This is a genomic window from Anabaena sp. FACHB-1391 (assembly GCF_014696755.1).
Taxonomy (GTDB): Bacteria; Cyanobacteriota; Cyanobacteriia; order Cyanobacteriales; family Nostocaceae; genus Dolichospermum; species Dolichospermum planctonicum.
The window spans coordinates 1-14,296 of record NZ_JACJQS010000035.1 but is presented as its reverse complement, the minus strand read 5'-3'; the positions used below and the strand labels follow the sequence as shown (position 1 = coordinate 14,296).

Sequence of the window (14,296 nt, the reverse complement as noted above, 5' to 3'; positions counted from 1 at the left end):
ACTCTCTGCGTCTGTGGGTGAAAAAAATCATTACATTAATCAGCAACACCACAGGGAATATATGTAGAGATGTTACGGTGATCGAAATTTCTGAAAAAAGTGTTAATTTGCCCTTTAAAATTAAAGATTATTCTGTAAACTCGCTTGCATCAGAGGGGGGTATTTATGAGTCGTCCCATTATTCTTGGTATTGTCGGTGATAGCGCTGCTGGAAAAACAACCCTGACTAGAGGTATCGCGCAGGTACTCGGTCCTGAAAATGTGACTATGATCTGTACGGATGATTATCACCGTTACGATCGCATACAACGGGCAGAGATTGGTATTACAGCATTACATCCTGATTGTAACTATTTGGATATTATGCAGCAACATTTATCGCTGCTACGAACAGGACAACCCATTCTGAAACCAGTTTATAGCCACAAAACAGGGACTTTTGAACCACCGCAATATATCAAACCCAGTAAATTTGTCATTATTGAAGGCTTACTAGGTTATTCTACTCGGATCGCTCGTGATGCTTATGATGTTAAAGTTTACCTCGCACCTCCTGAACCAATCCGCGCTAATTGGAAGGTAAAACGGGATACTCAAAAGCGGGGATATACTCCAGAACAGGTATTAGCGGAATTAGATAAACGCGAACCAGACTCAGAAGCGTATATTCGTCCTCAGCGTCAATGGTCAGATATTGTTGTTAGTTTCTATCCACCTAATAATGAAATAGATGAAACTAATGGACATCTAAATGTGCGGTTGATGCTACGTCCTTCTATTCCTCACCCGGATTTTACGGAAATTATTCACGCTGGCCGTGGTGATTCCCAGTCAGCTATCCGTTTGGGACTGGATAGAGATATGGGAAAACCAGTGGATGTTTTAGAAGTTGATGGTCATGCAACTTTGGAGCAGGTGAATAAAATCGAACAGATTATGTGTGCAGATATGCCCTATTTAAAGAATGTTTGCGATCGGGAAGTTAATCCAGAATTGGGTAAAATTGCCGGTACAACTGGAGAAACTCTGCAAAGTTACCCCCTTGCTCTGACTCAATTAATTATTACTTACCATATGCTCAAAGCTACGCAGATTTATCAATAAGGAATTTCGCATAATTTGAGGTGAGTTTAAAAGGTGCATTTTCATAGTTTTATTAAACGCAGATAAACGCAGATAAACGCAGATGAAGATGGATAAATTTTCCCTGAACTTAGTTCCGAAAACTGGTGTTGCTGGGTTGGAGTATCAAACCAGGAAGATATCAAATCTCAAATTGGTATGACTTATTGTCTCAGAATAGCCGACTTGCCTGAAAATGAACGCCCCCGTGAAAGATTAATGACTCATGGACCGAAAATTTTAGCCACAGCGGAATTAATCGCTATTCTACTGGGTACTGGTCAAGGACCTGGTAAACTATCAGCGGTCGGTTTAGGGCAATATATATTACAGCACTTGGGTAAAGGACAGTGTGATCCCTTAGCCGCTTTACGAGATGTCACCCCCGCTGAGTTGATGGAAATACCAGGTGTGGGACCTGCTAAAGCGACGACTATCTTGGCTGCAATTGAATTGGGTAAACGTGCTTTTTTATCCCGTCCCTCCGACGGGACAGTTATTGATAGTCCTATGTCTGCCGCTGCCGCGCTTAGTCAAGACCTGATGTGGCAAAATCAAGAACGATTTGCAGTGCTGTTATTAGATGTCAAAAATAAGTTATTAGGAACAAAGGTAATTACTATTGGGACTGCGACGGAAACTTTAGCCTGTCCCCGTGATATTTTTCGAGAAGTGATTCGTCAAGGTGCTACACGGGTAATAGTAGCCCATAATCATCCTTCTGGAAGTTTAGAACCCAGTGAAGCAGATATAGAATTGACTCGTCAATTATTGGCTGGTGCGGAACTCCTAGCTATTCCTATTTTAGATCATTTAATTTTAGGTAATGGCAATCATCAAAGTTTACGAGAAATTACTACTTTGTGGGATAATTGTTCTCAGGTTGATTGATCATAGGATTCCTTGGTGTATGAAATCATGAACTTGTCTCACGCAGAGGCACACAGACCCCAGAGGAAGAGAGAAAGGAGAATTTTTAAAGATGGATTTTATCACTATTTTAGGATTGGTCGCAGGTGTATTAACTACGATCGCTTTTTTACCGCAAATGTTCCAAATTTGGCTGACAAAATCAGCGAAAGATGTTTCTTTTGTGATGTTAATTATTTTTATGAGTGGGTTGTGTTTGTGGTTAATTTATGGCATCATTATCGGGGCTTTACCAATTATTATGGCTAACGGGGTGACATTATTTTTTAATTTGATTATTCTATGGCTTAAAATTAAATATAGATAACTTTTAAATAACTTTACTACTAAAACACTGTGACATCATCTTTATTTGACTCAGAACGTCTTCTTTTTACCCCCGCAACTCCCAATAATGACTCTATTCCCGTGATTTTCGCTTTTCCTAATGAGTACACTGTGGGGATAACTAGTCTGGGTTATCAGGTGGTGTGGGCGACTTTGGCTACCCGTGATGATTTACAGGTAAGTCGTTTATTTACTGATATCCATGAACCACTTCCTAGATATCCAGAATTATTAGGTTTTTCTATGTCCTGGGAATTAGATTATGTGAATATTTTTCATCTTCTGGAATCTTTGGAAATCCCTATTCGGGCTAATTCTCGTGATCAAAATCATCCGCTAATTTTTGGTGGTGGACCAGTTTTGACGGCTAACCCAGAACCCTATGCTGATTTTTTTGATATCATTTTATTGGGAGATGGTGAAAATCTGCTTGGTGATTTTATAGATACTTTTAAAAAAGTCAGAAATGCTGATAGAAAAACTCAATTAAAAACTTTATCTCAAGTCCCAGGAATTTATATTCCTAGTTTATATGTAGTAGAATATATTACACCAGATGGGGCAATAAAATCAATTAATCCTATTGATTCGGAAATTCCGCCAATTATTCAAAAGCAAACTTATCGAGGAAATACTCTTTCTGCTTCTACTGTGGTGACGGAAAAAGCCGCTTGGGAAAATATTTATATGGTGGAAGTGGTGCGAAGTTGTCCAGAAATGTGCCGCTTTTGTTTGGCTAGTTATTTAACTTTACCTTTTAGAACTGCGAGTTTAGAAACTTCTTTAATTCCGGGAATTGAACGGGGTTTAAAAGTTACTAACCGCTTGGGTTTATTGGGGGCTTCTGTCACCCAACATCCAGAATTTACTGAATTATTAGATTATATTAGTCAGCCTAAATATGATGATGTTAGATTAAGTGTCGCTTCTGTGAGAACCAATACAGTTACAGTTAAATTAGCTGAAACTTTGGTGAAGCGAGATACAAGGTCATTGACAATTGCTGTGGAAAGTGGTTCTGAAAAAGTCCGTAAAATTGTTAATAAAAAACTGTATAATCAGGAAATTATGCAAGCGGCTATTAATGCAAAAGCTGGTGGTTTATCTAGTTTGAAACTCTATGGAATGGTGGGAATTCCAGGGGAAGCAGCAGAGGATGTAGACGCAACTGTAAAAATGATGGAAGATGTTAAAAAAGCTGCGCCTGGATTGCGTTTAACACTAGGATGTAGTACATTTGTTCCCAAGTCTCATACGCCATTTCAATGGTTGGGAGTTAATAAACTATCGGAAAAGCGGTTGCAATTATTACAAAAGAAACTCAAGCCCCAAGGTATAGAATTTCGACCAGAAAGCTATAATTGGTCAATTATACAAGCTTTGTTGTCCAGAGGCGATCGCCGACTTTGCCAATTATTAGAATTAACCCGTGATTTTGGGGACTCTTTGGGCAGCTACAAACGCGCTTTTAAACAACTAAAAGGACAAATTCCCGACTTAGATTTTTACGTTTATAGTAATTGGTCAACTGAGCAAATTTTACCTTGGAATCACTTGCAAGGACCACTACCTCAGTCTACATTAATTAAGCATTTAGCAGAGGCCACAAACTCAGAATTAAATCATCAATAATGTACACAGATACTATATACAATCTAGATTTAGATAGATTTAGAAATTTCTACCTCCTGACTGAAAATGAACCAAATTATTACTCAAGTTGACGCTTTTACTAATAGTCCATTCACGGGAAATCCTGCGGCTGTCTGTGTTTTAGATAGTCCCAAATCTGAGTTATGGATGCAAAATATCGCTGAAGAAATGAATTTATCAGAAACCGCTTTTGTGGTCAAACAAAATGACGGTTTTAATTTGCGCTGGTTTACACCAACAGTAGAAGTTCCTCTCTGTGGACACGCCACTTTAGCCAGCGCTCATGTATTATGGTCTCAAGGACATTTATTATTAAATCAAGAGGCTCATTTCTATACAAAAAGTGGTATATTAATAGCTAAACTCGAAAATGATTGGATTCAGTTGGATTTTCCGGTAAATCTCTCTCAAACTGTACCAGCACCTCCAGAATTAAGTCAAGTTTTAGGAGTGACTTATAAATCTGTTTTTGAAAATTCTCTCGGTTATTTAGTTGAAGTGGAATCTGAACAATTAGTTAGAGAAATGCAGCCGAACTTCCAACAGATGAAAACTTTACCTAAAGCTGATATTATCGTCACTAGCATCGCTAATTCCGACTCAGAATATGATTTTGTCTCCCGCTTTTTTGCTCCCGGTTTAGGGATTAATGAAGACCCGGTAACAGGTGCAGCACATTGTTGTTTAGCACCATTTTGGCGGGATAAATTGGGAAAAGATCGGTTTTTAGCCTATCAAGCTTCTCGTCGGGGTGGAGTGGTAAAAGTGTATTATCCAGGAAAAAACCGCGTTTTTATTTCTGGACAAGCTGTAACAGTTATGCGAGGAGAATTAACTCTAGATTAAACTCTCTAATTAAGGATTAATTATTTAACTAAGGCTTGAGATCATGAGATTTTATCCGCATAAGAGTAAATGATATTCATATTTCCCAAAAATAAAATAATCATGGTCAACAGCGCAACCACACTAGCAAAAAACTTTGTTCGTTGAGATTGAATTAAAGAATGAATTAAAAAAGGTGTAATTAATAAACAAATACATCCTATAAATAAATACTTTGTCATTGATAATTCTAGCCAAAACTTACCTAATCCATATTGTAGACTGTAATTGAAACTCCACCCGACTATAAAAATACTGATTAAACAAGCATTAAGAAAATCTGGGTGGCTGATAAAATCCTCCCAAAATATTCCTAACGCTAAAAATAGAAAAGGAAAATATGGAATTAGATACCAAGCATAAAAATGGCTTTGTGATCCAGTAAATAAGAGAATAAATGAATAGACAATAATGGGAATATAAATAATTTGATATTTGATATTAGCCTGATATGATCTAAAAACCGCAATCAAAACTAGCCAACTAAAAGTTAACCAACCATCTTCAAAAAATACAGGTTTTAAGATGATTTCTTTAAATAATAGAAAATTATCAAAACGCTCTGTATGGGATTGTAGAATTTTTATAAAGAGTTCAAAATCATAAATACTACCATAAATAAAATAGATAGATAATAATAATAAACCAATCACAAAAACTACTAAACTTTCTCGCAATTTATGACGATAAATTAGCAGTAAACAAAGCACAGGTACAAGAAAAAAGCCCGTAATTTTGGCTAAAGATGCTATCCCAGCTAAAAAAGCTGAAATATAAAGATAAGTAGAGTTACTAGAGTCGCAATATTTTAAAAAACAAAGTAAAGTGACTAAACTTAAAAAAAGAATTAGATTTTCACTAACTGCTAATCTGGAAAGAAAAACAGTATTAGGATTTGTTGCAAAAATTAAAGTGGAGATGATCGCAATCTGAGTGTTACATAGTTTTAAACTTAATCTATAAAATAGAGGAATAGCGAAAATACCAAATATTAAAGATGGTATTCTTATGGATGTTAAAGTGCAATCATAAAAAGTATTTGCTCCTGCTAAAATTGCTGCGCTACCAACAATTAAACTAAATAACGGAGGATGATCTAACCAGGGAGTTACTAATTGATAAGTTGCATTTTTCCAGTCAACTGTGGGAATATATCTATAAGCTTTTAACCAAGACCAACTTGTGGGTACATGATCTTTAATCAAACTCATTCCACTCCAAGCAAAAGCATACTCGTCAGCAGTCCAATTATGTACAGGAATTTGATCATAATTATAGATTCTAATTGCAGCACCTAATATGGTAATGAGCGTACAAAAAAAATAATCTTTCCCAGCAAATAAACTTGTGAAAAATGGTGAAATTGAATTTAGCACTTTGATAATCTCTATTATTAATACTAGCTAGGGCTATTATAATCCTCCTAAGTTTTATCAATACGCCATTTTGCATAAATATTGATAATATACAACTGTTATTAGATATCTAAGAGATTTACAGCACTTCCCGCTGTTATGAGGTACATATCTAGCGGTCAAGATGCCCGCACCACAAGAGTTTCATGATTCAACTTTGTACTTCATCAGATTGGAAACCGCTGTATATCTATTTAATTACCAGTCGCAGAAATATGAAATTTCTCACAACTGGCATAATTTACAATTTTCCAGATCTGACTTTATTTGTGACTGTCAAGTAAAGCATGACGGGAAAAAATTCCTTTCAATTTCAAATTAGTGAATACATTTATAGAATTTACTAATTCTCGTTGTTCAGAACTTAGATTTAATGAGTTTAAAGCTTGATCAATATTATTACCATTGTGTAATTTATGGATAAGTAACTGACGTTGAGATGAATTTAAAATTCTGGCAATTTCTTTATTTCGTCGCTGACGAATAGCTTGTAATGCTTGGTTTTCTTGGGGAGTAAAATCATTTTTAGATAATTCGATATTATCCTTAATTTCCCCAGAGTTAGTAAAATAGTGATTTGCAGAAGCGAAAGGAATTTCCCATAAGAAAAACGCCAAAACAAAGACAAGCGCCAAAGTCAATAACCGTTGTGTCAATTTACTAATCATGTTGATTTTAATGTTAATAACAGCTTAAATCCAATTCTAGCTACAGGAATAGCATTAGATAATTTTTCTATTTTTGGTGACTACGTGCTAGAGATGCAAAAGTATTGATTTTTGACAGAACATATTTACTAGTAGAGAACAGCATAAATCCTAATTTCAAGAGACAGACAAGAAAATTAAGCTATTTCTATATTGGGGGTGAGGTAAAATGGATAATGTTTTCTCTATGACTAAATTCAGAAATTGATAATAAAGAAAAACATATCAGACATATAAATATTATGTTCTTTTATATTTCCCGACCCCAGGCTATCATAAAATTCATTAGCAAAGGTGATAGTCATGACAGAACAGTTATTAGAAAAACAAACAGGTCAAAATGAGGGAATAGATTTAGAAGCAGCTTTTCAAGAGTCTCATATTCAGGAAATTCTCGATAAGTTAGACCAGGAGTTAGTCGGGTTAAAGTCCGTCAAAAATAAGATTAGAGAAATGGCGGACTTGTTGTTGGTTGACCGGATTCGTAAAAGCTTAGGATTAAATGCAGGTGCGCCCAGTCTACACATGACATTTCTAGGTAATCCGGGTATGGGTAAGACGACTGTAGCAATGCGTATGGCGGAAATTCTCTACCGTCTGGAATATATCCGTAAGGAAAATGTCATGTTAGTGACGCGAGATGATTTAGTTGGACAAGGTATGGGGCAAACTGCACCAAAAACTAGAGAAGTATTAAATAATGCCATGGGCGGCGTTTTGTTAGTTGATGAAGCCTATACTTTATACCGTCCAGATTATCCCGGAGATTTTGGTTTAGAAGCCATAGAAATTCTCATGCAGGTAATGGAAAACCAACGTGATGATTTGGTTGTCATTCTTGCCGGTTATAAGGACCACATGGAAAGGTTTTTTCATAGTAATCCGGGGATGAATTCTCGCATTGGACTACATATTGAATTTAATGATTATGGTGTGGATAATTTAATGATAATTGCCCAATCTATAGTCAAAGCGCAAAATTATTGCTTTAGTCCTGATGCGGAAAAAGCCTTCCGCGAATATTTAATTAAACGGAAGACCATGCCCCATTTTGCTAATGCTAGAAGTGTCCGTAATGCCATAGATAGAGCGCGTTTACGTCAAGCCAATCGTTTATTAAGTAGTGGTAAACTGTTAGAAAAACAGGATTTAATTACCATTGAAGCAGCAGATATTCTCGCTAGTCGAGTGTTTAGAGAAGGTGTTCCTGATTGTGAAACTGAAAGTTAATTTAATTCACATCCCGGACTTCTTTAAGAAGTCCGGGATATGAGAGTTTGGATCTTGTGGTTTATTTTTTCATTTTGTTGATTTCTTGTTGTAGTTCTTCAATTTGCTTGCGTAATCTTTCCGCTTCATTCTCACGTGTTTTTGGTGTAACATTGACTGAGCCAGCAGCAGAATATTCATAGTTACCTTTTCTGATTTCCTGGTATTCTTCTGATACTGCCCAACTGCGTAAATAGTGCAACCGCTCCACAGGAAAAGGATGACTTAACATCATTCCCTGGGCGCCATTGTAGATTAAAAACTTATATACTTGATTCAGCCCGTCATCATCTAGTGCTTGATATTTTTCTGACTGCTGAATAAATTCCTGTAAACTACATTCATGGGCATATTTGTTACTACCTCCAGAAAGTTTCATCATAGATGACATGACTGGATTTAAATCATCCATGACCAATAAAGCCGCCCTATCAGCCGATAACTCAGCTTTGCGTCGCCACTCAAAAAAGGCATAAATCAAGGCTTGACTGACAAAATTACCTAAACCCAAGGTTAATTCACCCAGGACAGAAGCGGCATTCATCGCCCACATCGCCATTTGGATTAAAATAGTATGACCGCATTTAATATGGCCTAGTTCATGAGCCAACACCGTCCGCAGTTCCGACTCATTGAGTAACTCTAGTAACCCAGTGTTAACGACTATGTATGGGTTGTCTTGTCCTAGTGCGTAACTATTGACTTGAGCATCTTGGGCAATAAATAATGTCGGTTCACCGCTAATGTCCAAATCCCGGACACATTCCCGGAAAATCTGGTAAATAGTAGAATATTGCCGGGGTCCGACTTGTATGGAGTTACCCATTAAATAAACAAGTTGAGGGCGTTCATAGACAAATTCTACAAATTTACGAGCGATTAAGTCAAAGCCCGGTAAACTGCGTAAAGCTTGTTCTGCTTGAATATCTAATGGATGTCTGAAGGCTGCACTGGAAATTCCTGTATAAGTTGGCATAATTTAGATAATAAGTTGGTTGTGAGTTGTCCGTTGTCCGTTGTCCGTGGTTAGGAATTTCTATTCCCTCTTGACTTGATCATGTTCATGAGGTAGTTCCAAAAAAAAACACTTGTTATGGAATATAAAGCGCGTGATTGAAGCAGAAGTTCATTTATCATTACATAACTTCCTGCGATCGCAGGCGGGTTTCCCTTCTTGGCCTCATCATTTAACCATGGCTAGGTTGGTAGCACGCGCTTTGCGTTTGGGACGCAGCGCTTTAATTCAAGTTGGGGCGGTTTGTGGACACCAAGGGCGATATCGCACCAGTTTTATCGCCTCTGCTTTAATGTGGCATGGTTCTGTAATTATTGTCGCCTCGGAAACCGTACAGCAACGGTTGTTAAAGGTAGAAATTCCCCGACTCCAGCAGTGGCTACCAGCGAATAAATCCATTAGAACCGGGGATATTTGGCCAAGTCCCGATTTTCACGGTTTACTATTGATTTCCCCCGCTGCTTGGTTGAAGGGACAATTGGCTCATGACAATCCCTTTCCTGCTCATATTCCCACAATTATTGATGGTGTTGACGATTTAGAAGATTGGGTGCGTTTTCAGTTAACTGAAACTATTCAACCCCAGGATTGGGATCAGTTGATGCTTGCTTATCCATATCAAGTTGAGTTAATTCGGGAAGCTAAGATACAACTGACACATCAATTATTTCAGCGCCCGGAAAATCCCTATCACTGTTATCTAATTTCTCAGTCAGAAATAGAAATTTTACAACGTTTATACTTGTCTTTAGAGCCAAATCATCTTCCCGACTCTTGGCGGAATTTTTGGCAAAAAATCCCCAATTTACGAGATTCTTCCCTGAATTCTCCCTCTGACTTTCCCCTGTTTTGGGCGACTATTGCCCGTCGTCAAGGCTTATTTTCTTTACATTATGCTCCTATAGAATTAAGTAAAATCATTGCACCAATTTGGCAGCGTCAACCTGTAGTATTAATTGGTAGCGCTTTAGAACTAGAAACGGAAGCACCCCTTTTCCGTCAACGGTTGGGTTTAGAAGATGTTACCTGTTTAAAATTTGCTGCTGATAGTCAAGGAGAAGCAATTCAACTTTATGTTCCTTATAAGTTACCTTTACCAAATACACCAGAATTTCAAGGAGCTTTAATTCATCAAGTTCGTACTTTAGTATGTTTGAGTGCCACAGCCCCAGGAATGACGGTAATATTGGTAGGGGACGTGCCACTAAAGGCTAGGGTAGGAGCAATTTTGGCCTCCGAATTTGGTTCACGGGTGCAGGTGGAAAAGACTTGTTTAGATGAAAATGGGATTTTGATTACTGGTTGGGAATTTTGGCGCGAAAATCAAAGTGTTTTACCAGCACCCAGATTGTTAATTATTGCCACTTTACCTTTACCATCTTTAGAAAATCCCTTGGTAGCCGGTAGAGTAGCTCATTACAAGCGATCGCATCAAGACTGGTTTCGTTTATACTTATTACCAAAAGCCATGAACGAATTACAAAGAGCGATCGCACCTGTACGCGAAAATCAAGGTATTGTGGCTTTATTAGATACTCGTGTTGTTAACCGCAGTTATGGAGCGCAAATTCTCTCTTCTCTGAGTCCCCTAGCACGTTTAAACTACCTTGATCCTAGTTTATTTTCCAGCAATAATGAAGATGATTCTACTTAATTAATGGCGATAATCATCAACTCATGACTGATTTCTATTAAAATCTAAATTGAACTTGTCAACAAAGTCAATAATAAAATTATGGGTGAAGCAAAACGCCGTAAAAATTCACTAGGAGAGGAATACGGACAAAATACTGCTAGAATATTACCTTGGATTCCCATTACTAAAACTCAAGCTTCACAATTTGTAGCTATCACTACTCGTGGTGCATGGATAGGTATTGGTACTATGGTTGTTGTCTGGATCACAATCAGATTTATTGGGCCTGGTTTTGGCTGGTGGGAAATTGTTGGTTAATTTACAAATGAGATCCCCGACTTCTTTTTTAGATTATGTTTTATATTATAATTAATTAGTAAAGATAATTATAGTATGAATATATTTCAGAAGTCGGGATTCTGGGGACGATGATAATTTAGTTGTAAAATCCTTAATTTTTCATAAAAAATGCTCTTACATTTAAGCACTTGGCCGGAGGTTGAAACTTATTTACAACGATCTCCAGGGATTATTTTACCCATTGGTTCAACAGAACAACACGGACCAACAGGACTAATTGGTACAGATGCAATTTGTGCAGAATCTATATCAAAGGGTGTAGGGGAAGCAACTCAAGCAATGGTTGGACCAACAATTAATGTGGGAATGGCTTTACATCATACAGCTTTTCCGGGAACAATTAGTTTACGTCCTAGCACTTTAATCTTAGTAGTTAAAGATTATTTAACCTGTTTAGTAAAAGCTGGTTTTACCAAGTTTTATTTTATCAATGGACATGGGGGAAATATTGCGACTCTCAAAGCTGCTTTTTCGGAAACTTATGCTCATTTAGAAGACCTACAAATTCCTAATTTTGCCAAAGTTAAATGTCAAATTGCTAATTGGTTTATGGCTGGTTCGGTTTACAAACTCGCCAAAGAATTGTATGGTGATCAAGAAGGTTCTCATGCTACCCCTAGTGAAGTAGCTGTTACTCAATATGTTTATCCAGAAGCAGTTAAAAAAGCATTTCTTGCTCCAGAGGTTGCTGGTGGACATAAAATTTATAGTGCTATTGATTTTCGTTCTCGTTATCCAGATGGTCGTATGGGTTCAAATCCAGATTTAGCAACGCCAGAACATGGTAAACTATTTTATGATTTATCTGTGGAGGAACTGAGTCAGGGATATTTGGAGTTTGTCAAGGAGGAATAGGTTTTTTCTCACGCAGATGTGCTTAAAAAACAAAGAGAAGTTAAGATGAGATGAGGATGATACAAATTCATTATATACATCCTGATTCTCAATATTATGCAAGCCTGGATACCTCACACACCACTACAGAATGGACAGTATATAATTAAAAAGGTCATCGGCACTGGTGGCTTTGGTGAAACCTATTTAGCACTAGATACGGAAGAAAATAGGTTGGTTGTGATCAAAACCCTCAACCGCGAACAACAAGAAAAACCAGATTTTGCGAAAAGACAAAAGAAGTTTCGCAAAGAAGCATTAGATCTATCAAAATGCTATCATCCCCATGTTGTCAGAGTCTACGACAATTTTGTCGAAAATGGACTTTGGGCTATTGTCATGGAATATATTGACGGGTGTAATTTACGGGCTTATCTAAATGAAAATGGCTATTTGTCAGAAACGGAAGCTTTGCGCTATATTGACCAAGTGGGACAAGCTTTAGAATGTATTCATGAACGAGGACTTTTACACAGAGATATCAAACCGAGTAATATTTTGTTGCGACCTAAAAGCAATGAAGCAGTTTTAATTGATTTTGGGTTAGCGCGGGAATTTAAACCTGGTAACATTAGAAGCATGACAGAGGTGAAAACGGAAGGTTACGCACCTATAGAACAATATCAACGTCAGGGACATTTTGGTTATTATACAGATGTTTATGCTCTAGCCGCGACTTTGTACACCTTATTAACTACCAGAGTTCCTATTCCCTCTAATTATCGCGCTGAATATGATGTACTTTTACCACCACCGAAAAAATATAATCAACAGATTAGCGATCAGGTAAATGCTGCTATTATTAAAGGAATGGAGTTAGAATTTATAAACCGTCCTCAAACTGTACGGGAGTTTCGGGAGTTGTTAGGTTTGTTGGTTGAACCTGTTGCGAATATTCCCACACCACGTTTGGTTGAACCTGTAGCAAATATTCCCACACCACCACCGATTTATTATCCTCCCGTTCCGGTACAGCAAAGACAGCAGCAAAATATCCCCACACCTCAACCAGAACGTATTTCCTCTTTCTTGTCTAAGGTGAGACAAATTTTAACTGGTCAAAATTTTACTTCCCAACCTATAAATCAAAAGCTAAAATTAAAATCATCCTCTGGAATGGACTACAGAAAACTGCGTGACTTACTTGCAGCAAGGAAATGGCAGGAAGCAGACAAGGAAACTTTGCGAGTAATATTAGCAGTTGCGAAGCGGGAACAGGAAGGTTGGTTAAATACTAGTAGTATTGATAATTTTTCCTGTGAAGACCTTCGCATTATTGACCAGTTGTGGGTAAAATACAGTAATGGAAAATTCGGGTTTTCTGTTCAGAGAAAGATTTATCAAAGCTTAGGTGGAACTAGAAGCTACGACAAGAAAATTTGGGAAGCTTTTGGAGACAAAGTAGGTTGGAGAAGAGGAGGACAATGGTTCTACTACCAAGATATTACTTTTGATAACCAAGCACAAAAAGTGCAATTCGGAAGCTTCCCACGTATGTATAATAAGAAGTATATCTATATATTGGTATATATGTTAATCTTCTCTCGCGTTGAGACTTGTAAGTTATAACACGCCCCATAATTGTAGAATTTTAGGTGTAGAATTTTAGGGTAAATTGATAATCTTTAGCATTTTCTGTAGGTTCTCCCAGAATTTCAGATAATAGGGTGTGAAAAGTGAGAAAGATTTGGTAAAATATCGTGTCTGTGTGCATTATTCCCACTTTTTATATTTCTGAATTACTGGTTTCTTTGTGAATTTAACCATCTTTCCAAGTCATTAATATCTGTAAAATCTAATAATGCTTCTCCCAGATTTTCCAGTTGTTCTATGTTTAAACTGTTGATATTTTCGATGTAAATATCTTTTAATTTTCCAAATCTTTTCGATAACTGACGTATCAATAAAATCATCTCACCATTCTGTCTACCTTCCTGTCTACCTTCCTGTCTACCTTCCTGTCTACCTTCCTGTCTCCCCTCCTGCTTTGCTTCTTGATAGACCCTTGTTTGCTTAATATCACTCACTAAAAACATTGCTTCTATCTCCTGACGGCTTAATTGTGAAAACTTGGACAATAAAA

Annotated in this window: 15 protein-coding genes; 10 read left to right on the top strand and 5 right to left on the bottom strand. The window is 37.2% G+C overall.

The genetic code is table 11. The annotated features are described in order from the left end of the window. The first annotated feature begins 165 nt into the window (after positions 1 to 165). From H6F62_RS15715 to H6F62_RS15695, 5 genes are all read left to right on the top strand, one after another. Entirely contained in the window at positions 166 to 1,104 is a 939-nt protein-coding gene (locus H6F62_RS15715) for a phosphoribulokinase (RefSeq protein ID WP_190372453.1), read from the top strand. 177 nt (positions 1,105 to 1,281) lie between these two features. Beyond that, positions 1,282 to 2,013 carry a DNA repair protein RadC gene (gene radC, locus H6F62_RS15710; protein WP_137909380.1) on the top strand — a complete coding sequence of 244 codons (732 nt, stop codon included), beginning with the start codon at positions 1,282 to 1,284 and terminating at the stop codon, positions 2,011 to 2,013. 91 nt (positions 2,014 to 2,104) lie between these two features. Next, positions 2,105 to 2,359, top strand: coding sequence for a SemiSWEET transporter (locus tag H6F62_RS15705; RefSeq protein ID WP_137909379.1), 255 nt, complete (start codon positions 2,105 to 2,107; stop codon positions 2,357 to 2,359). Positions 2,360 to 2,388: 29 nt separating this feature from the next. Continuing rightward, a complete protein-coding gene (locus H6F62_RS15700; protein WP_190372452.1) occupies positions 2,389 to 4,011 on the top strand; it encodes a radical SAM protein in 1,623 nt (540 codons plus the stop codon). Positions 4,012 to 4,077: 66 nt separating this feature from the next. Further along, positions 4,078 to 4,878, top strand: coding sequence for a PhzF family phenazine biosynthesis protein (locus H6F62_RS15695; RefSeq protein ID WP_137909377.1), 801 nt, complete (start codon positions 4,078 to 4,080; stop codon positions 4,876 to 4,878). Between the two features lie 41 nt (positions 4,879 to 4,919). On the opposite strand, the gene H6F62_RS15690 is transcribed toward H6F62_RS15695, so the two are convergent. Continuing rightward, positions 4,920 to 6,293, bottom strand: a complete 1,374-nt coding sequence (locus tag H6F62_RS15690) for a glycosyltransferase family 39 protein (protein ID WP_190372451.1) — start codon at positions 6,291 to 6,293, stop codon at positions 4,920 to 4,922. Positions 6,294 to 6,595: 302 nt separating this feature from the next. Beyond that, the gene (locus H6F62_RS15685) at positions 6,596 to 7,000 is read right to left on the bottom strand and encodes a hypothetical protein (protein WP_190372450.1); all 405 of its coding nucleotides are present in this window, start codon (positions 6,998 to 7,000) and stop codon (positions 6,596 to 6,598) included. Positions 7,001 to 7,342: 342 nt separating this feature from the next. On the opposite strand from H6F62_RS15685, the gene H6F62_RS15680 reads away from it, so the two are divergent. Beyond that, positions 7,343 to 8,269, top strand: coding sequence for an AAA family ATPase (locus H6F62_RS15680; protein WP_190372449.1), 927 nt, complete (start codon positions 7,343 to 7,345; stop codon positions 8,267 to 8,269). A gap of 61 nt (positions 8,270 to 8,330) precedes the next feature. Here the strand turns inward: H6F62_RS15680 and H6F62_RS15675 are convergent, their stop codons facing one another. Beyond that, complete coding sequence (locus tag H6F62_RS15675; RefSeq protein ID WP_137909373.1) at positions 8,331 to 9,284, bottom strand: M48 family metallopeptidase; 954 nt, start codon at positions 9,282 to 9,284, stop codon at positions 8,331 to 8,333. A gap of 133 nt (positions 9,285 to 9,417) precedes the next feature. Here H6F62_RS15675 and H6F62_RS15670 point away from each other — a divergent pair, with 133 nt between their 5' ends. From H6F62_RS15670 to H6F62_RS21055, 4 genes are all read left to right on the top strand, one after another. Then, positions 9,418 to 10,977, top strand: a complete 1,560-nt coding sequence (locus H6F62_RS15670) for an ATP-dependent DNA helicase (protein ID WP_137909372.1) — start codon at positions 9,418 to 9,420, stop codon at positions 10,975 to 10,977. A gap of 81 nt (positions 10,978 to 11,058) precedes the next feature. Next, a complete protein-coding gene (locus H6F62_RS15665; protein ID WP_137909371.1) occupies positions 11,059 to 11,277 on the top strand; it encodes a DUF2839 domain-containing protein in 219 nt (72 codons plus the stop codon). A 150-nt stretch (positions 11,278 to 11,427) separates the two neighbouring features. After that, positions 11,428 to 12,174 carry a creatininase family protein gene (locus H6F62_RS15660; protein WP_190372448.1) on the top strand — a complete coding sequence of 249 codons (747 nt, stop codon included), beginning with the start codon at positions 11,428 to 11,430 and terminating at the stop codon, positions 12,172 to 12,174. Positions 12,175 to 12,270: 96 nt separating this feature from the next. Further along, positions 12,271 to 13,782 (top strand): serine/threonine-protein kinase, encoded by a 1,512-nt coding sequence (locus tag H6F62_RS21055; RefSeq protein WP_242026034.1) that lies wholly within the window; start codon positions 12,271 to 12,273, stop codon positions 13,780 to 13,782. 22 nt (positions 13,783 to 13,804) lie between these two features. Here the strand turns inward: H6F62_RS21055 and H6F62_RS15650 are convergent, their stop codons facing one another. Further along, positions 13,805 to 13,927 carry an Rpn family recombination-promoting nuclease/putative transposase gene (locus H6F62_RS15650; RefSeq protein WP_236097207.1) on the bottom strand — a complete coding sequence of 41 codons (123 nt, stop codon included), beginning with the start codon at positions 13,925 to 13,927 and terminating at the stop codon, positions 13,805 to 13,807. A gap of 25 nt (positions 13,928 to 13,952) precedes the next feature. After that, positions 13,953 to 14,296: DUF4351 domain-containing protein (locus H6F62_RS15645; RefSeq protein WP_242026032.1), on the bottom strand; the 344-nt coding region annotated here is incomplete at its 5' end.

Excerpts from the sequence above, each read along its gene's own strand:
- H6F62_RS15660 (WP_190372448.1), top strand. The coding sequence starts at position 11,428 with ATGCTCTTACATTTAAGCACTTGGCCGGAGGTTGAAACTTATTTACAA.
- radC (WP_137909380.1), top strand. The coding sequence starts at position 1,282 with ATGACTTATTGTCTCAGAATAGCCGACTTGCCTGAAAATGAACGCCCC.
- H6F62_RS15665 (WP_137909371.1), top strand. The coding sequence starts at position 11,059 with ATGGGTGAAGCAAAACGCCGTAAAAATTCACTAGGAGAGGAATACGGA.
- H6F62_RS15680 (WP_190372449.1), top strand. The coding sequence starts at position 7,343 with ATGACAGAACAGTTATTAGAAAAACAAACAGGTCAAAATGAGGGAATA.
- H6F62_RS15650 (WP_236097207.1), bottom strand. The coding sequence starts at position 13,927 with ATGCACACAGACACGATATTTTACCAAATCTTTCTCACTTTTCACACC.
- H6F62_RS21055 (WP_242026034.1), top strand. The coding sequence starts at position 12,271 with ATGCAAGCCTGGATACCTCACACACCACTACAGAATGGACAGTATATA.
- H6F62_RS15695 (WP_137909377.1), top strand. The coding sequence starts at position 4,078 with ATGAACCAAATTATTACTCAAGTTGACGCTTTTACTAATAGTCCATTC.
- H6F62_RS15675 (WP_137909373.1), bottom strand. The coding sequence starts at position 9,284 with ATGCCAACTTATACAGGAATTTCCAGTGCAGCCTTCAGACATCCATTA.
- H6F62_RS15715 (WP_190372453.1), top strand. The coding sequence starts at position 166 with ATGAGTCGTCCCATTATTCTTGGTATTGTCGGTGATAGCGCTGCTGGA.
- H6F62_RS15685 (WP_190372450.1), bottom strand. The coding sequence starts at position 7,000 with ATGATTAGTAAATTGACACAACGGTTATTGACTTTGGCGCTTGTCTTT.
- H6F62_RS15705 (WP_137909379.1), top strand. The coding sequence starts at position 2,105 with ATGGATTTTATCACTATTTTAGGATTGGTCGCAGGTGTATTAACTACG.